Origin of the sequence: Catenulispora rubra, from assembly GCF_015356825.1 — a bacterium.
Classification (GTDB): Bacteria; Actinomycetota; Actinomycetes; order Streptomycetales; family Catenulisporaceae; genus Catenulispora; species Catenulispora rubra.
Window position 1 is genome coordinate 1 of sequence record NZ_JAACYW010000105.1, and the last position, 16,307, is coordinate 16,307.

Here is a 16,307-nt window from a genome sequence, read left to right on the forward strand (position 1 = left end):
CCCATCAGCTACCGCATCCCACCCCGAACCCTCACCCCACAACCAATACTTGCATGACACAACCAACGGCATTGCGAGGAGGCCCGCCAGAGGCCTCAAGGTGCCCACCAAACGCGGCCGCCAGCCGCCCACATGACGCGTGCGCAGTGACTCGGACCGACGCGCGGTCTTGCACGCGAAAACCGCCACCCGCCGACGCACCATGCACAGACGTGGACCAGTGCGCGGTCGTGGACGCGAAAACCGCCGGCCGCCAGCGCGACATGCGGGGCACAACCGAACTGCGTCCCCCTGCGAGGCCATCCAACCATTAGCGAAGCCGTAAAAATTCGCCTGTAAAGCCACAGGCAAACTGCACCGACCCGTCAGGCCCCCGATCCTGGTGGCGCTAACACCAGGTCAAGCAAGCTCTCCCCACGCCTCCGTCCCCCGCACCAACCTGAAGTCACCACGCGGACCGCCACTCGGCACGCCGCGAACCAGCAGGGGGACCACCGTGAACATCACCCTCACCCAAGCCGAAGCCATAACCACTACCGCCCGCACCCTAGCCACCGCCCACGCCGTAGCCGCCGCCTTCGCCGTCGTAGACACCGGCGGGAACCTGGTCGCCTTCGCTCGGACCGACGGGGCGACGCTCATCACCATCGACACCGCGATCGGCAAGGCCTTCACCGCCATCAGCGTCGGCGGCGACAGCATCAACCTCACCCCGGCCATCCAACCCGGCGGCCCGCTGTTCGGCACCGGGCTCGTCCTGGCCGGGTCGCGCTCGCTGGTGCCCTACGGCGGCGGCGTCCTCATCCGCGCCGAGGGCCGGGTGATCGGCGCGCTCGGCGTCTCCGGCGCACCGACCTCCGACGTCGACCACGAGATCGCCGCCGCCGCGTCCGCGCAGGTCCCGGCGTTGCCGTCGCACTGATCGCGCGCTCTCCCGCGATGTCAGCACCCCTGTCAGGACGACGTCAGGCCCGTGTCAGCACAGCCCGCGAAAGTCGGGGATGTGAGAGCGGGCCACCCGGACTCGCAGTCACGCAGACACCGCGACCAAGGAGAGCATGATGCAGAAGTTCCAGACCCCGAGCCCGATCACCGTCATCCTGGACATCCCGGCGGGCCAGATCCGCCTCATCGCAACCGACCGCACCGACACCACCGTCGAGGTCCTGCCGTCGGACGCCTCAAAGCGCCGCGACGCGAAAACCGCAGAGCAGACGACGATCGACTTCACCAACAACATCCTGCGCATCGCCACCGCCGACCCGAACAAGGTCCTCGGCAGCTCCGGCTCGCTTGACGTGACCATCGCGCTGCCGTCCGGCTCACGCATCGAGGGCAAGGCCGGCGCCGCAGAGCTCTACAGCACCGGGCGCCTCGGCACCGTGAGCTTCGACGGCGCGTACCGCACCGTCGAGCTCGACGAGATCGCCGGCGGCACCATCACCATGCACATGGGCGACCTCTCGATCGCGAAGCTGACCGGCTCGGCGAATCTCCGCAACGGCAAGGGCGACATCACCGTCGCCGAAGCCGTCGCCGGCTCGGTCGAGCTCCGCACCGACATGGGCAACCTGACGATCGCCGCCGCCCACGGCATCTCCGGCACCCTGGACGCCGGCACCAGCTACGGCCGCGTCACCAACGCGATGCAGAACTCCGAGGGCGCCGGCGCCAGCCTGGCCGTCAAGGCAACCACATCACACGGCGACATCACCGCGACGAGCCTCTGAGGTGGTCTGCGGCACGCGGACGCCCTAGGGTCGTTTTCGTAACGCCGCACATCGGTGACGAATAGCCGGAGTCGCCATGAACACACAAAGTTGCCAGATCTGCGGAACCGCGCTCCCGCAACGAGAACGCGGCCGGGGCCGAACCTCGGTCTACTGCTCGGCGGCGTGTAGGCAACGCGCCTACCGCCGCCGACACACCAAAGCGGACCAGACCCCCGCCGACGTCCTCGCGGACATCGAACAGCAGGTCAAAACGCTGGCTTTGGACCCTCCACAAGTGTTCCAAGCCGATGCCGAGGCCTTGGCGGCAGCAGCACGGGTCCTGCGGCGCATGGCGCAAAACGTCACGCCAGAAGCTGTGACGAAAACAGAGGAGGCATCAGCGACAGAGCAGCACCCCCCACACCTGAACAACGAATCAGACTTCGCAGCCCTCGTAGAACCCCACCGCAAATGGCTCCACCTCCACTGCTACCGCATGGTCGGCTCCTACGACGACGCCGAGGACCTGGTCCAGGAAACCCTCCTCAAAGCCTGGCGCGACCGATCCGGCTTCCAAGGCCGAGCAGCAGCACGAACCTGGCTCTACCGCATCGCCACCAACGCCTGCATCGACCACTTGCGCCGCACCGGCCGCCGACCCCAGCGCTACGAACCGGCCCCCAGCAGCAGGTCCGGCAGCGAGTCCGGCAGCGGTTCCGGCAGCGGTTCCAACATCGACTCCCCCGCCGCCGAACCCCCAGAACGCCAGGCCTGGCTACAGCCCTACCCCGACCACCTCCTCGACGAAGTCTCCGCCGACGACGAACAGCCCGAAACCGCCGCGGTCTCACGAGAGACCATGGAACTCGTCTTCCTCGCCGCACTCCAACACCTACCGCCCCGCCAGCGCGCCGTCCTGATCTTCCGCGACGTCCTGGGCCGCCCGGTCGAGGAAACCGCGACGCTGATGGACATGAGCGTCGCCGCCTCCAACAGCGCCTTGCAGCGGGCCCGGCAGACGCTGCGCGAACGCCTGCCGCAGCGCCGCGTCGACTGGACCGCCGGCACCCACAGCCAGCAGGAACGCGACATCGTCCGCCGCTACATGGTCGCGGCCGAGCGCGCCGACGTGTCGATGATGGCCGACCTCCTCAGCGCCGACGTGCTGGTCACGATGCCGCCGAACCCGGTCTGGTTCGCCGGCCGGGACGCACTGCTCAAGCAGCTCGGGACCATCTTCGACAGCAGGTCCGCCGGGTACTTCGGGCGCTGGCGGCACGTGCCGGTGGGAGCGAACCGGCAGCCGGCCGTCGCCGGATACGTGCAGCGTCCGGGGACCTCGGTGTTCCGCGCGCAGATGGTCGACGTGCTGCGCATCGAGAACGGCCAGATCGTCGAGATCACCACGTTCGAAGCGCACCTCGTGGCCGCCTTCGGCCTGCCGCTCACCCTGCCTGCCGCTCACCCTGCCGATCACCCTGCCGACCGAGCACCGATGACAGATCGCGGTGACCGACGTCCAACTCTTTGACAGCACGGCAGATCGAGAAACGGAGCGACACCATCATGACCACGCAGAAGATCCAGATCGAGCGCACCTACGCCGCCGCCCCCGAGAAGATCTGGGAACTGTGGACCACCGCCGCCGGCATCGAGGCCTGGTGGTCGCCGGACGGGTTCACCGTCCACGTCGAAGCGTTGGACCTGCGCCCCGGCGGCACGCTGACCTACACGATGACCGCCACCGGCCCCGAGCAGATCGCGTTCATGGAAGGCGCCGGCCTGCCGCTGAGCACGACCTCGACCAAGACCTTCACCGAGGTCGAGCCCACGCGGCGCCTGGCCTACAGCACCGTCGCCGACTTCATCCCCGGCGTGGCGCCGTACGAGTTCCTGACCGAGGTCGAACTGCGGCCGGTCGGCGACGGCGCCGACGGCGGCACCCACGTGACCATGACCGCCGACGCCATGCACGACGAGGAGTGGACCGGCCGCCTGTCCGCGGGGCGTGCGAACGAGATGGACAACCTGGCGAAGCTGACCGGATCCCGCGAGGCGTGATCAGCCCGCCATCGGCCGCCTGCGCAAACGAACCGGCCGACAGGCTGGCTGCAAGTTCCTTCGCACTGCGATGCACGGTCATCGCGACGAGCTGGCAGCCCGCCACGACCGTCAAGTCCGACGCCATGCCGGCGAGGCGAAAAACGAGTGATATGTCAGCAGCACGTCATGCCTGACACCCTGTACGAGCCCTGCGATGATGAAGGCGGTGACCGCGAGCCCGACCCGGGGTGTGAACACCCAGCGAACATGCCCCGGACGCAGCCACGCCAGGCTTGCCTGCCGCGGTGCGGTCGCCGGGCCGGGACCGCCCCCGTGACGGTCCCGGTCTCGGCCGTCGACCGCCGCGACGAAGCCCAGCTCCACCAGGTCCGCGATGAAGTCGGCGACGTCGAGGTCGGCATCGTGTCGCCGGTCGGCATCGCACTTGACCCCGGCCACAGTCCGCCCCTCGGCCAGCAGGTCGATGATCGTCTTCGCCTCCTCCGGCAGCTCGACGAACTCCCCGGTCGCGGCGGGGGGTCTGGCCGCGATGGCCGCCCGGCACGGCGCCGACGCCGAGGCGCGGGTCGCGGGAGACCGACTCGTTGGCCGGCGAGATCGGGAACTGACCGGTGGCCGGGAACTCACTGGTCAGCGAGGACTTCGCAGGCCAGGCCCCGGGCGTCGGCGATTACCGTAAAGCTTCAGAAAAGGGTTGAGAAAACCTAGAACAAACATGTCCGGCAGACGGCCGTCGAGGTGGATTCTGAATGCCCCGAAGTGAGGAGCATTCACGTGGTCCAGGGTTGGTCAGCGGGGGTGGATGTGCCGTACGACCCGGACTGGGTCGTACCCCGTCGGGACTGGCGTCACAGCCTGCCCCTTCTTCCGCGCCGGCCGCTGTCGGCCGTGCTGTTGGGCGTGCTCGCGGCGGGGGTCGCGGGCCTGTTGGCACTGTGGTGGCGGCAGACGCCGACCGACCGGCTCCAGTCGGAGGCGGACTACCTCGTCATGCTGGCCCAGATCACCGGGCTGGTCGGCGCTTACCTGTTGCTCGTCGAGATCGCGTTGATGGCCCGGGTTCCGTGGCTGGAGCACCGGCTGGGTTCGTGGCTGGCGTCCGCGCACCGCAGTCTGGGCGGCTACCTGGTGCTGCTGTTGTGCGCGCACGCGGGATTCGTGATCGCGGCGTACTCGGTCAGCGTGCACGCGCCGCCGTCGACGGTCCTGGTCAGCATCCTGCGAACCTATCCGGGCGTGCTCGCGGCGACCATCGGGTTCCTGGTGATGCTGCTCGCGGGCTTCACGTCGGCCCGGAGCATCCGGCGGCGGCTGGGTTATGAGGGCTGGCATGCGATCCACCTGCTGATGTATCCGGCCGCGGCGGCCGCGTTCTGGCACCAGATCAGCCTCGGCGCGCAGTTCACGCGGAACCCGTGGGCTGCGGACATCTGGGTGGGGCTGCACGCGATCGTCGCGGCGGCGATCGTCTGCAACCGCGTCGTGATCCCGTTGCTGAACAACCGGCACCACCGGTTCCGGGTGACGCGGGTGGAGGAGGTCGCGCCCGACGCGATGAGCGTGTACATCACGGGACGGCGGGTCGCCGACCTCGGGGCCGAGGCCGGGCAGTACTTCCGGTGGCGGTTCATGAGCCGGACCCTGTGGTACCAGGCGCATCCGTTCTCGTTGTCGGCGGCGCCGCACGCGGACACGCTGCGGCTGACGTTCAAGTGCGTCGGCGGGTACACGAGGCGGCTGAAGCGGCGGCTGCGACCGGGGGTCCGGGTGTTCCTGGACGGGCCGTACGGCGCGTTCACCGGGGTGCTGCGGCGTCAGCACGGCGTGGTGATGATCGGCGGCGGCATCGGGGTGACGCCGCTGCGCGCGATCGTCGAGACCATGCACGGCCGGCGGCACGACATCGTCTTCATCCAGCGGGCTTCGACGGTCGGGGACCTGATCCTGACCCGCGAGCTCGAAGCCCTCAACGCGGCCGGGCGGATCATCTACATCCCGGCCATCGGCAGCCGGCGCAACGATCCGCTGTCCGCCGACCGGCTGCTGGACCTGATCCCGGACCTGGAGGACCGGGAGGTGTTCATCTGCGGGTCCGTCGGCATGGCCTCCGCCGCGGTGCGGAACCTTCGGCGAGCCGGAGTACGGCGGGGCCGGATCCACACCGAGATCTTCGACTTCTGAGTTCACCCTCGCTCGGGCCCTCCCGAGGCACCTCGTCGAATCAGGGGACGCCAATGCGTATTCCTCACATCAGGACTCTGTTCTCCGTGATCGGCACAGTCGGCGCGATGGGCGGCCTGCTCGCCGTCAAAACCTCGGCACACGGGCTCGCCCCGAAGGAGCCGCCGGCGACGAAGAACACGTACGAGGTGGGTTCGAGCGCGGTCATGACCGTGACCGGGCCCCCGATCGCGATCACGCACGGCATCGTGCAGGTCCGCATCACCGTGGCGAACGGACGCATCGTGTTCGTCACCGCGACCAGCCTCCCGCGCGACAACGACGACTCCTGGGCACGGTCGCTGATCGCGGCCGGGATTCTGGGCCGCGAGGTGGTCGCGACGCAGTCGGCGCGTGTTGATGGGGTGAGTGGGGCTACGTATACGTCGAAGGCCTATATGACGTCGTTGCAGGCGGCGATCGACGCGGTCAAGGGATGAGGGGTCAACACCTACGCGCGAGCGCTTCGCTTACGCCTAACGGCGGAGCCGCGAAACAGAGCACGTATTTAGTCTGAACGCGTCCTGCTCCACCGGCTACGGGGAAGCCACAGAGAGGCTCAGACTTCGTGTCACGCATATCCCGGTCCGCCCGCATACCGGCCCTGATGGCGGCGTGCGGTGTCGCGGCGGCCACGGCCGCCCTCGCCACGGCGGCGCACGCGGGCACCGCGCCGTCCGCGTCATCTGCTTCGTCCGCCTCGCCGGTGCCAGCCGTTCCGGCTCCGGCGACCGGCGTCAGTCGCGTCTACGGTGCCGACCGCTACCAGACCGGGGTGCAGGTCTCACAGTCGCAGTGGGCTGATGCCGCCGGCGACGCCACGAACCGGGCCAAGGCGCAGGCCGTCGTGCTCGCTCGTGGAGACAACTTCCCCGACGCGCTGTCCGGCGTGCCGCTGGCCGCGAAGGTGCACGGCCCGCTGCTGCTCACCAGCCCGACGTCGCTGACGGCGGCCACCGCGGCCGAGATCGCGCGCGTGCTCGGCCCGGGCGCCGGGCAGCCGGTGTACATCCTCGGCGGGACCGGGGCGGTCTCCCCGGCGGTCGAAGCCCAGCTGACGCGGGACGGCTACGCGGTGACCCGGTATCAGGGGGCGAACCGCTACCTGACGGCGCTGGACGTGGCACGCCGCGGCCTCGGCGACCCGTCGCGGATCGTGGTCGCGACCGGTGACGGGTACGCCGACGCGCTCGCCGCCGGTCCGTTCGCGGCCGGTCCGGACGCGGTCAAGAGCGGGCCGGCGGCGATCGTGCTTTCCAGCGGCCACAGCCTGGATCCGTCCACCGCGGCGTACGTCTCCGGGAAGCTCGCGGCGGCGGCACCGGGCGACTGCGCCGCCGTGACCGCCGTCGGGGTCCAGGCGACGGCGGCCGTCCAGCTCGTCACGCGCCCCGGCGCCTGCTCGACGCCGCTGGCCGGCCCGGACCGATACGCGACGGCCGTGGCGGTCGCGAAGCAGTTCCCGGCGGGCACGTCGGTGGGCGTCGCGACCGGCGGCGGTTTCGCCGACGCGCTCACCGGCGGCGCGGCGATGGCGGCGCTCGGGCGTCCGCTGGTGCTCACCGACGCGGCGGCGCTGGGCGACAACCCGCGGCTGTGGCTGGTCGGCGCGCACCAGGCCGGGGTCACCTCGACTGTGGTCTTCGGCGGAGCCGGCGCGGTCGGCAACGGGGTTCTCGCGCAGCTGCAGGACATCGCGAACGGCGGCGACGGCCTGCCGATCACGCCGCCGCCGCCCCCGCCCGGCGGCGGCCTGTGCGGCGCGCCGACGAACCCCTACGGCCTGAACTACTGCGGATCCGGCGCGCTGATCACCAAGGCGCAGGTTCCGTCGGACATCTGCACGTACTTCTCCTGCATCGGCGCACCGACGAACGAGAGCTTCTGGAAGGGCGTCGGGTACCTGGAGGTCTGCAACGACGGCGACATCTCACTGTCGGGCGGACGCAGCGGCGCCTGCTCTTCGCACGGCGGCGAGAACCACCCGGTCTGGAAGAGCTGACAGAACCCGGCACCCACTGCTGGCACACACGTGATCGGGGTCCGCATCAGATTGCTGATGCGGACCCCGATTCGCTGTTCCACGACTCGGCACCGCCCGGAGTGAAGACCTCCATCTGCTTGCGGAGGCACGTGTCAGACAAGCGCGGCGACCAGCAGGGCGAAGGCGGCGATGATGTCGGCGACGCGGATGTAGTGGAAGCGGTCCCAGCGGTTCATCTGCTGCTTCCAGTCCTCGGGGCGGTTCTCGGGGGTCCAGGTCTTGTTCTGGTTGTTGATCGGGACGAGTAGCAGGAGCGACATGATCACGCTGACGATCAGCAGCACGCCGGAGGCGACGACGAGGCCGGTGCCGTGGTGGTGCCATCGTGCGGCGGCCCAGATCGCGACGAGGACGACCGAGCCGATGTACCAGAACGGCATGATGGCGCCGAGCATGCGGCCGCCGTGCGCGCGGCCGAGTTGGTCGCTGTCGTCGGGGAGCGCGTTGAGGATCCGGTTGAGGACGAAGGCGACGGCGAACTCCACCCCCACCATCACGCCGACGGCCACGGTGGTGAATACCTCGAGTGTGCTGATCATGGTGTCCCTCCCATTTTCTAGCGTCGCTAGCTGATGTTGCGACGCTAGCACTGCTGCCGCTCGGATGTCTAGCAGTGCTAGAATCGAGCCATGTCGGTACAGGAACGCAAGCAACGAGAACGGGCGCAGCGCGAGCGCCTCATCGTGGCGACGGCCCGCGAACTCGCCGAGGACCAGGGCTGGGACGCGGTCACCACGCGCCGGCTCGCCGAGAGCATCGAGTACAGCCAGCCCGTGCTCTACAGCCACTTCCGGGGCAAACGCGAGATCATCGGCGCCGTCGCCCTCGATGGCGCCACCGAGCTGGCCGCGGCGCTCCGGGCCGCGGCCGCCTCCGCCTCCGCCTCCGCCTGCACGACCTCCGCCGCTACGTCCTCCGCGACCGCCGCCGCAGACGGCCCCCGCGCCCGGGTCACAGCCCTGGCCCGCGCCTGGCTCGACTACGCCGAACGCAACCCGGCGGTCTACGACGCCTTGTTCAACCTCGACGGCGGCCTGGCCTTCGCGCAGGAGGACACCCCCGCGCCTCTGAAGGACGCCTTCGCCGCGCTGCTGGAGACGCTCGGCGAGGTCGCCGGGGACGGCGTCCACCCCGGGGTGTTCACCGAGCTGTTCTGGGCCGCCCTCCACGGGCTGGCCACCCTGACCCGAGCCGGACGGCTGCCGCCGGAGCTCACCGAGGCGAGGCTGGAGCTGCTGGTGGACCGGCTCGCTGTGCTCTGACACGCAATCGGCGAGGGACTCGTACCCCGGTCCGAACAAAACGCCTCAGCTCCGGGTGAAGATCGTGACCGCCGGCTGGCGGCCCCGCATCGCTCAGCGCACACGAAACGGCGGCCGCCGCAACCGACAGCCGCCGCTCTCGCACCACCTCAGTGGTGGTGCCGCAACGTCATCCGGTGCCCCATCGCCGGGCGGGGTTCACCGACGGCGCGGGGTGCGGTCCTGGCCCCGACGACGAAGCCGAACAGGGTCATCCACAGCGGGGTGGCCACGATGGCGATGAAGCCGATCGGGCCGATAGCGGAGACGACGCCGATCGCCAGCGCCAGGTAGCCGAGCCAGGCGGGGATGGTGGAGCGCAGGAGGATCGCCAGCCCCGCGGCCGCGGCGAGGACCACCAGGCCGGCCTGGGCCGGCAGCATCACGGTCTGGGACAGGAAGTTGAGGTTGCCCGTGAGCTGGGTCTGGCCGTTGCGGGCGGCGCTGATCAGCGACCACTGCAGGAAGCCGGCGGTGGCGAAGCCGCCGATGAACAGGATGCCGCCGGCGAAGGCCGTGTCGGCGAGCCAGGAGTGCGATTCGTTGGCCTTGCGCAGGACGGTGCGCAGGCCGCCGATGAAGAACGCCGCGAGGACGACGCCGGCCGCCACGATGTACAGCGACCAGGTCTCGCGGGTGCCGTGGTCCCTGTAGTAGGAGACGACATCGGCCGCGGGCGCGTTCTTGCCTGGCATGTTGCCGGAGCCGAGGATCACGAACCCGATGACGAAGGCCACCACGGATCCGAGTCCGAGCGGGCCCAGGAAGCGACTCAACCGATCGTTGCTCATAGCGGCCTCCTCAGGCCCGGTGTTGGAGTCCCGGCCATTCTCCCATTCGGAAGAATTTGCGGCATTTCTGTGTCGCCTGAACGGCGGAGCGGGACGGTCCGGACGGCGGCCCGGACCCCGGCCTGGAGTTCGGCCCGTCCCTGGCCCGCCCCGTCATACCTGGGATGCGTACCCCGCCGCCGGATACTGCACAAGTTGACGGCCGATCGGTCACCAGGAGGATGAATCGGCATGTCGTCACGCAATACCGTCACTTCATCCGAGAAGCAGACGGGGGTTGCCATGACGGCGGGTTCGGGGGCTCAGGAGCGGATGCTGTCAGAGCTGGAACGACTGAAGGTGGGCGCGGGAATGAGCTTCGCCCAGCTCCAGTCGGCGGTTCCGTACAGCAGGTCGGCGCTGCACCGGTACTTCACCGGGCAGTCGCCGATCCCGCTCGACGCGTTGGTCGCGGTGGTGCGTGCATGCGGCGGCGACGAGGCTGCGATGGTGCGTATATGGGTGGCGGCACAGTGTCCTGATTCCGAGGAGCAACCGGACGAGGCGATCGAAGCAGCCGACCCACCGAGCCCCTCCCAGGCCTGGCAACACGTGGTCCGGGCCTGGTTCGCGCTGGCCTTCGTGATCGTCGCGATCATGGCCGTCAGGCCCCGGGTCGACTCCTCCTCATAGTCCTCAGGTCACTGACCCATCGCCTCGGTGAGGTCCCGCAACAGTTCCGAGGCCGTGAGCTCGTCGAGTCTGCCCAAAGCCGGGTAGTTCCGCGCCGAGTAGTAGTCCTCGCCGTCGTCGTAGCGGCTGAGGAAGACCGCGCGGAAGCGCTGGATCTCGCCCCACTCGCTGACGTAGCCGATGGTCATGCCGGGATCCAGGTCCACCGTGAGCGAGCCGCCGCCGGGAAGCGGACGCGAGATCCAGCCCTGGATCCCGGCGTCCTGCGGAGCACCGCGCTGCCAACCCCGCCGCTCCAGGCCCAGCACCTTGCCGACCGGCGTCGTCATTCCGTCGAACCGGGTGAGCGTGCTCGACGCCTTCTCCGCATCGGTGAACGCGTAGACCGTCCGTCCCAGCTGCTCGAAGGGCTGCAGGATCTCGTAGTCGGCGAACACGTCGGACCACGCCTTCACCCCGCCGCCGAGGTGCAGGGGATGCACGATGCCGATCACCGCGTCGTCCGCGAGGGTGTATTCGTCGTCTGAGACGTCGGCGAACGTCAGGTCCTCCGCGACGCGGAAGCTGCTCTCGACGCCGCCGTCGGCGAAGGTGGCCCAGACCAGGCGCCGGACGAGGTGGCGCAGCAGCGGATGCGCGACGAAGTACTCGCGGAACTCCTGCGACGTCCAGCGCCGCTGCGCCACCATGGCGAGCTCGAAGCGCGTGATCTGGCTCGTGGCGAGCGCCCGCACGTCCTTCTTCAACGCGGAGAACCGCTGGTAGGCGGCCGGAGCGAGCTCGGCGTCGTCCTTCGTCCCGGGCTTCGGCAGGGCCTTGAGACGCTTACCGCTCTGGTCGGCAACGAACGGCTTGAGCTGCTCGTCGAAGCCGACGGTGAAATGCCGCGGACCGTAGTCCAGGGACAGCGTCCCGGACGGAGCCAGCCCGAGGTCCGGGACCAGCCGGTCTCCCAGCTGATCCGGGGTGAGCCCGAGATCGTCGGCGATCTCGGTGACGCGCTGCGCGGCGTGTTCCTTGAGCCCCTTGAACTTGACCTTCTGCGAGATGTCGTAGAGGTGCATCAGGGCCGTGTCACCGCCGATGTCGGTCAGGACATCGAGCCCTGCGACGGCCCGCTTGTGCCCGTTCTCGCCGGGCCACAGCCGGATCATCGGGGACAGACGCCGCACGACGTCGTCGCCGCCGAACCAGCGCGACGCGTCGAAGGCCCAGCTTCCGTTCGCCGGGTAGTCCACGCCGCGCCAGTTCTCGAACAGCGCCAACGCGAAGGCGGCCAGCGATGCCGGATCGCAGATGTCCTTCGCCGTTTCCAGGCCGGCGTAGGGCTCGGAGGGCTTCGACACCGCGAGCATGAGCAGCAGGTGCTGCACCGACTGCCCGGAAAGCGCGGTCTGTCGTCCCTTGAGCAGGACCTGTGGCAGCGATCGCGGATGGGCCCAGTCGGGGATGACCGGCATCACCTTGGGCAGAGCGAGGGTGCCGTCGTCGGCGGCGATGGCGGCCACCGCCTGGGCCACGGCGTCGCCGTGAGCTGCGGCGGCCTCGGCGATCTCGGCGCTGAAACCGCGTGCGGCCAACGTACGGATGGTCAGCTCGGCCGCGCTGCGCGCCTTGCCTGCCTTGCCGAGTGCCACCGGTATCAGGGTTCTGGCGGCGACGGCCGGGTGCCGCGTCAGCCACTCCAGCGCGAAGGGCCGTGCGGTCTTGAGCCGGCTGAGCCAGTCGGCCGCGAGGAGCGCGGCCTCGGACGCGGCGAACGGGGCGAGGTAGTAGCTCCCCAACGCCGGTACGCGGCGCGCCAGGTGCAGGATCGGCGGCAGGGCGTCGACACCGAAACGGTCGATGAGCCGCGGGATCCACGTCGGGGTCTGCCACGAGTCGGGCTCCCAGCGCGGAAGGACCGCACGCACCAGGTCCTCGGGGGCGTCGACCGCGAAGTGGCTGTCGGCGTACCAGCCCGCCGACTTACCGGTGTTGATGTGGCCGGCGATGACCTCCCAGCTCTGGAGCGCCCAATGCGGATCGGTCACGAGCGGCGGCGACGCCCAGCCCTCCCGCTCGCCGTCCCGCCAGGCCAGGGCCGCTTCGGTCGGCGCGACCAGGCCGGTGATGACGACGGGCTTGGCCGGCTTGGCGTTGGTCAGCCACGGCGGGTTGACGAAGAGCGTCGGCAGGGTGTCCGGGTCGGCTTCCGGGAGGCGGACGTTGGCGGCGCGCAGCTTCTCGACGAGCTCGCGCGAGGCCGGCGTGAGGTTCGGCAGCTCGGCCTCGGCGAGCTCGTCCTTGGCGAGGACGTGCAGGCGCAGCAGGTTGGCGGCAGCCAGACCGCGCGAGCTGTCGCGGAGTGCGGCGTCGGCGAGCACGTGCAGAGCACGTCGGGGGAAGTTCTCGGCGGCGGTTTGGATCGCGGCTGTGTAGTACTTCTTGTCGACGTTGTCGAGGAGGTGGAGGAAAGCCTCGGTCGATGGCATGCAGGCGATGAGGAAGAGCAGGCGCTCGAGGGTGGCCGGATCGCTGTCGCGCCACGCGACGAGGATCGGGAGGAGATCGGCGCCGACGGTGTCGAGGGCGGTCCACAGGACTTCGGGCTCCTGGTTGAGGGCCCACGCGCTGACCCTCCGTGCCGGGAAGGCCGCCACTTGCCGCTCGGTGGTGATCGAGCTCACCGCCAGCCACAGCGCGAGGTGCGCCCGCTCGAGGAGCGCGAAGTCGTCCTCGACCCAGTCGACGTGCTCCGGCATCAGGAAGGACGTGAGGATGCGGGACCAGGCCGTGCCGGTGGTCTTCGGGTTGGCCAGCGGGATCCGTTGTGCGGCAAGGGTTTCGGCGGCCTGCGCGTAGTCCTCCTCCCCCGCCGCCGCCGCCAGCCGTCGCCGGAGGTGGATGGCGAGGTGGAAGTACTTGGCGGATTCGGTCATGTCCTCGTAGGCGGCGTGCTTGCGGTAGAGCCACGCCGAGGTCCGCGATCCTTTGTGGTTGTCGCCTGCGGCCTTCACGCCGAACAGTTCTACGGCGGCCGCGGCGGCGAACGCGTGGCCGCGCGTGGCGATCCAGGCGTCGATGATGCCGTCGGGGTTGTCGTAGGCCGGAGTGTCCGGGGAGACCATGATGGCCGCCGCGATGCCTGCGGCCAGCGGTGTCGCGGTGGCGAGGTCGCCGTTGGAGGCGCGGTACGCGGCCGCGAGGGCGGTGTCGGTCGGCGGGTTGCCGACGACCACGGCGACGGCGGCGCTGTGCTCGTCCAGCCATGCGGCGTAGTACGCGGCGGCGTTCGGGTCCACGGCGAACGACGCGTTCGCGGTGCCGCCACGGCGGGGAATCACCAGGCGACGCATCGCCTCGGGGATCGCGCAGGTGTCTTCATCTTTCGACGACGCGTCGGTCGCGGTGGTGGCGCCACTCATCGATCACTCCCGGGGGTGGGTGCTGGTGCCCGGGACTGTAGCGAAGGACCCTGACACCGCGATGCCCAAGTACCCAAGTGCCCAAGCGGAGGATTGCCGACTACCGCGCCGCCGAACCCGCGCCGCGGTGGCGTCGCCGATGGTGCCCAGAGACTGGCCGGCGGTCGCGGGATCGCTGTGGAGGACGTAGCTCGCCAGGCCGGTCTGCACGGATATCACCGACATGTGGTGCGCGACGACGTCGTGGAGCTCGCGGGCGATGCGGACGCGCTCGCCGGCCACGGCTTCGCGGGCGCGCGCGGCCTGCTCCCTGCGCAGCTCCTCGGTGAGCAGCGCCAGGCGCTCGTTGCGCTCGGCGAGGCGGCGCGTCTGGTTGCCGAAGACCCAGGTGACGCCGATGACGAGCACGGTCTGGAGCACCGCGAGCAGCAGGCCGAGCACGACCAGCTTCAGGCTGTACTGAAGCCAGACCACGAACACCATCACCGCGCCGGGGAGGACGCGCGGCGGCGGCTCGCGGGTGGTGAGCGTGTAGAAGATGAGGAGCGGGCCCCACGCGATGGTGGTCGGCGGGTAGTCGAGGCCGGTGTAGAGGACGATCATCGCGCAGAGCACGGACATGGGACGCCGGCGGCGAAGCGCGAGGGCAGCGCATGAGGCCACGGTCAGGACGTAGCCGAGGGCGGTGATGGGGTGGAAGGAGGTGCGCTGGCTGTCCTGCTCGCTGTAGACGAGGTGGTGGCCGGGCTCGTAGGGGTAGCGGCTCAGCCAGAGCAGGCTGACGGCCAGCATCGCCGTCGCGACGATGCCGTCCACAGCCTGGGGATGGCCGCGCAGCAGGCGGACCGCAGACCACGTCGTGGCTTGGAGCCTGAGCCTGAGGCTGGGCCTGAGCGCGGCTGTCTGCATCGCCGCAGCGTAGCGCCGGGTCTGGGGCCGGTCACCGTGCTGAGGGTGGAGGGACGGGGTACGCCGTGGGGTGGAAGGTAAGGGGTTCGTCGGTCTGTGGTTGACGGCGACAGGGTGGCGGCAGGGTGGGGGCACCAGCCAGCGCACCGGTCCTTGCCCGGCCGGCGCGCTTCGAGCCGGCCGGGCAAGGAGGTCGAGAAGATCTAGCCCGTGATCTTGTTGAAGATCTTCGAGTAGGCGTAGCCGGTGCCCTTGTCGTAGCCGTCGACTTCCCAGAAGGCCAGTTCCTGCACGCCGTGCGAGGCGGCGAAGCTTTCCAGGGTGGAGGCGTTGGACTGGGTGAAGTTCTCGTTGTCGTCGTTGTGGCCGGCGATCGGGGTCAGGCCGAGCATGCCCCAGGACTGGCTGCTGGAGCCGCCGAAGATCGACTGGAGCTGGGGGGCGGTGGCCTTCGCGGCGGACTCGGCGTCGTTCAGGGCGTTCTCGCCGTCGCCGAAGTCCATCGTCATGATGTTGACGACCTTGACCGCGACGCCCTTGCTCTTGGCGTCCTTCAGCAGGGTGGTGGCGTTGGACTCCAGGCCGGTGGGAGCGACGGGCAGGGTGTAGTCGACCTGCACGCTCGGGTTCGCCTTCTGCAGGGCGGCCAGCGCCTGGTTCCGGCGGGAGTTCGCGGTCTTGTTGTTCAGGTCGTTGCCTTCGATGTCGAAGTCGAGGCGCGTGACGTGGTACGTGCTCACGACCTTGGCGTAGGCCGCTTCCAGACTGGAGACCGAGGTGCACTTCTCCGCCAGCTCGCCGCCGGAGGCACCGCCGAAGGAGATGATGACGTTCCCGCCGGCGTTCTGCAGGGCCGTGATCTGGGAGCTGAACGCGCCGACCGAGTCGCCGCCGTCCTCCCACTGGGGGGTGCAGCCGGACTTCGGGGTGAGGAACGCCAGCGTGTAGAACTTGTCGCCGCTGGCCGCCATGTCCTTTGCCATGTCGCCGGCGTCCGACGAGGAGATCTGGAGGTAGGGCGCCGAGTAGTGCGCGGGGAAGCTTCCCCCGGCGGCCTTGGCCGCGGGGGTGGCGTTGGCGGTCGCAGCAAACCCGATTGCGGCGGCGGGCAGCAGCGCGGCCGTGCCGCATATCAGGGTCCTGCGGAGGTTTTCGGGCATGCGGATCCTCCAGGCGTGTGGGGGGGT

General features: G+C 69.7%; 15 protein-coding genes. 9 read left to right on the forward strand and 6 right to left on the reverse strand.

Features of this window, described 5'->3' with window-relative positions:
- Positions 1-496 precede the first annotated feature (496 nt).
- From GWK61_RS26285 to GWK61_RS26300, 4 genes are all read left to right on the forward strand, one after another.
- On the forward strand, positions 497-922 hold the full coding sequence (locus GWK61_RS26285) for a GlcG/HbpS family heme-binding protein (RefSeq protein WP_194912254.1): 426 nt from the start codon (positions 497-499) through the stop codon (positions 920-922).
- A 139-nt stretch (positions 923-1,061) separates the two neighbouring features.
- Positions 1,062-1,730, forward strand: a complete 669-nt coding sequence (locus tag GWK61_RS26290) for a DUF4097 family beta strand repeat-containing protein (RefSeq protein WP_194912256.1) — start codon at positions 1,062-1,064, stop codon at positions 1,728-1,730.
- Positions 1,731-1,806: 76 nt separating this feature from the next.
- Complete coding sequence (locus tag GWK61_RS26295; protein WP_194912257.1) at positions 1,807-3,243, forward strand: sigma-70 family RNA polymerase sigma factor; 1,437 nt, start codon at positions 1,807-1,809, stop codon at positions 3,241-3,243.
- A gap of 35 nt (positions 3,244-3,278) precedes the next feature.
- Positions 3,279-3,773, forward strand: coding sequence for an SRPBCC family protein (locus GWK61_RS26300; protein WP_194912258.1), 495 nt, complete (start codon positions 3,279-3,281; stop codon positions 3,771-3,773).
- 111 nt (positions 3,774-3,884) lie between these two features.
- Here GWK61_RS26300 and GWK61_RS26305 read toward each other — a convergent pair whose 3' ends face one another.
- Positions 3,885-4,214: a hypothetical protein gene (locus GWK61_RS26305; RefSeq protein ID WP_194912262.1), complete on the reverse strand. Its 330-nt coding sequence runs from the start codon at positions 4,212-4,214 to the stop codon at positions 3,885-3,887.
- A 336-nt stretch (positions 4,215-4,550) separates the two neighbouring features.
- On the opposite strand from GWK61_RS26305, the gene GWK61_RS26310 reads away from it, so the two are divergent.
- The 3 genes from GWK61_RS26310 to GWK61_RS26320 all read left to right on the forward strand — a co-directional run bounded on the left by GWK61_RS26310 (position 4,551) and on the right by GWK61_RS26320 (position 7,998).
- Entirely contained in the window at positions 4,551-5,957 is a 1,407-nt protein-coding gene (locus tag GWK61_RS26310) for a ferredoxin reductase family protein (protein WP_194912264.1), read from the forward strand.
- An 86-nt stretch (positions 5,958-6,043) separates the two neighbouring features.
- Complete coding sequence (locus tag GWK61_RS26315; RefSeq protein ID WP_194912265.1) at positions 6,044-6,436, forward strand: FMN-binding protein; 393 nt, start codon at positions 6,044-6,046, stop codon at positions 6,434-6,436.
- Between the two features lie 128 nt (positions 6,437-6,564).
- Entirely contained in the window at positions 6,565-7,998 is a 1,434-nt protein-coding gene (locus tag GWK61_RS26320; RefSeq protein ID WP_194912268.1) for a cell wall-binding repeat-containing protein, read from the forward strand.
- Between the two features lie 134 nt (positions 7,999-8,132).
- Here GWK61_RS26320 and GWK61_RS26325 read toward each other — a convergent pair whose 3' ends face one another.
- Positions 8,133-8,579: an anthrone oxygenase family protein gene (locus GWK61_RS26325; RefSeq protein WP_194912270.1), complete on the reverse strand. Its 447-nt coding sequence runs from the start codon at positions 8,577-8,579 to the stop codon at positions 8,133-8,135.
- A gap of 90 nt (positions 8,580-8,669) precedes the next feature.
- Between GWK61_RS26325 and GWK61_RS26330 the strand changes: the two genes are divergently transcribed.
- Positions 8,670-9,302 (forward strand): TetR/AcrR family transcriptional regulator, encoded by a 633-nt coding sequence (locus GWK61_RS26330; RefSeq protein WP_194912273.1) that lies wholly within the window; start codon positions 8,670-8,672, stop codon positions 9,300-9,302.
- Positions 9,303-9,451: 149 nt separating this feature from the next.
- Here GWK61_RS26330 and GWK61_RS26335 read toward each other — a convergent pair whose 3' ends face one another.
- Positions 9,452-10,132: a hypothetical protein gene (locus GWK61_RS26335; protein WP_194912275.1), complete on the reverse strand. Its 681-nt coding sequence runs from the start codon at positions 10,130-10,132 to the stop codon at positions 9,452-9,454.
- A gap of 231 nt (positions 10,133-10,363) precedes the next feature.
- Here GWK61_RS26335 and GWK61_RS26340 point away from each other — a divergent pair, with 231 nt between their 5' ends.
- The gene (locus GWK61_RS26340; RefSeq protein ID WP_194912280.1) at positions 10,364-10,804 is read left to right on the forward strand and encodes a helix-turn-helix domain-containing protein; all 441 of its coding nucleotides are present in this window, start codon (positions 10,364-10,366) and stop codon (positions 10,802-10,804) included.
- 8 nt (positions 10,805-10,812) lie between these two features.
- On the opposite strand, the gene GWK61_RS26345 is transcribed toward GWK61_RS26340, so the two are convergent.
- The 3 genes from GWK61_RS26345 to GWK61_RS26355 all read right to left on the reverse strand — a co-directional run bounded on the left by GWK61_RS26345 (position 10,813) and on the right by GWK61_RS26355 (position 16,280).
- The gene (locus GWK61_RS26345) at positions 10,813-14,211 is read right to left on the reverse strand and encodes a DUF4132 domain-containing protein (RefSeq protein ID WP_194912282.1); all 3,399 of its coding nucleotides are present in this window, start codon (positions 14,209-14,211) and stop codon (positions 10,813-10,815) included.
- A gap of 3 nt (positions 14,212-14,214) precedes the next feature.
- Complete coding sequence (locus GWK61_RS26350; protein ID WP_228562969.1) at positions 14,215-15,120, reverse strand: sensor histidine kinase; 906 nt, start codon at positions 15,118-15,120, stop codon at positions 14,215-14,217.
- A gap of 203 nt (positions 15,121-15,323) precedes the next feature.
- Positions 15,324-16,280 (reverse strand): chitinase, encoded by a 957-nt coding sequence (locus GWK61_RS26355; RefSeq protein WP_194912284.1) that lies wholly within the window; start codon positions 16,278-16,280, stop codon positions 15,324-15,326.
- Between the last annotated feature and the right edge of the window lie 27 nt (positions 16,281-16,307).

Excerpts from the sequence above, each read along its gene's own strand:
- GWK61_RS26290 (WP_194912256.1), top strand. The coding sequence starts at position 1,062 with ATGCAGAAGTTCCAGACCCCGAGCCCGATCACCGTCATCCTGGACATC.
- GWK61_RS26295 (WP_194912257.1), top strand. The coding sequence starts at position 1,807 with ATGAACACACAAAGTTGCCAGATCTGCGGAACCGCGCTCCCGCAACGA.
- GWK61_RS26300 (WP_194912258.1), top strand. The coding sequence starts at position 3,279 with ATGACCACGCAGAAGATCCAGATCGAGCGCACCTACGCCGCCGCCCCC.
- GWK61_RS26325 (WP_194912270.1), bottom strand. The coding sequence starts at position 8,579 with ATGATCAGCACACTCGAGGTATTCACCACCGTGGCCGTCGGCGTGATG.
- GWK61_RS26330 (WP_194912273.1), top strand. The coding sequence starts at position 8,670 with ATGTCGGTACAGGAACGCAAGCAACGAGAACGGGCGCAGCGCGAGCGC.
- GWK61_RS26335 (WP_194912275.1), bottom strand. The coding sequence starts at position 10,132 with ATGAGCAACGATCGGTTGAGTCGCTTCCTGGGCCCGCTCGGACTCGGA.
- GWK61_RS26340 (WP_194912280.1), top strand. The coding sequence starts at position 10,364 with ATGTCGTCACGCAATACCGTCACTTCATCCGAGAAGCAGACGGGGGTT.
- GWK61_RS26345 (WP_194912282.1), bottom strand. The coding sequence starts at position 14,211 with ATGAGTGGCGCCACCACCGCGACCGACGCGTCGTCGAAAGATGAAGAC.
- GWK61_RS26350 (WP_228562969.1), bottom strand. The coding sequence starts at position 15,120 with ATGCAGACAGCCGCGCTCAGGCCCAGCCTCAGGCTCAGGCTCCAAGCC.
- GWK61_RS26355 (WP_194912284.1), bottom strand. The coding sequence starts at position 16,280 with ATGCCCGAAAACCTCCGCAGGACCCTGATATGCGGCACGGCCGCGCTG.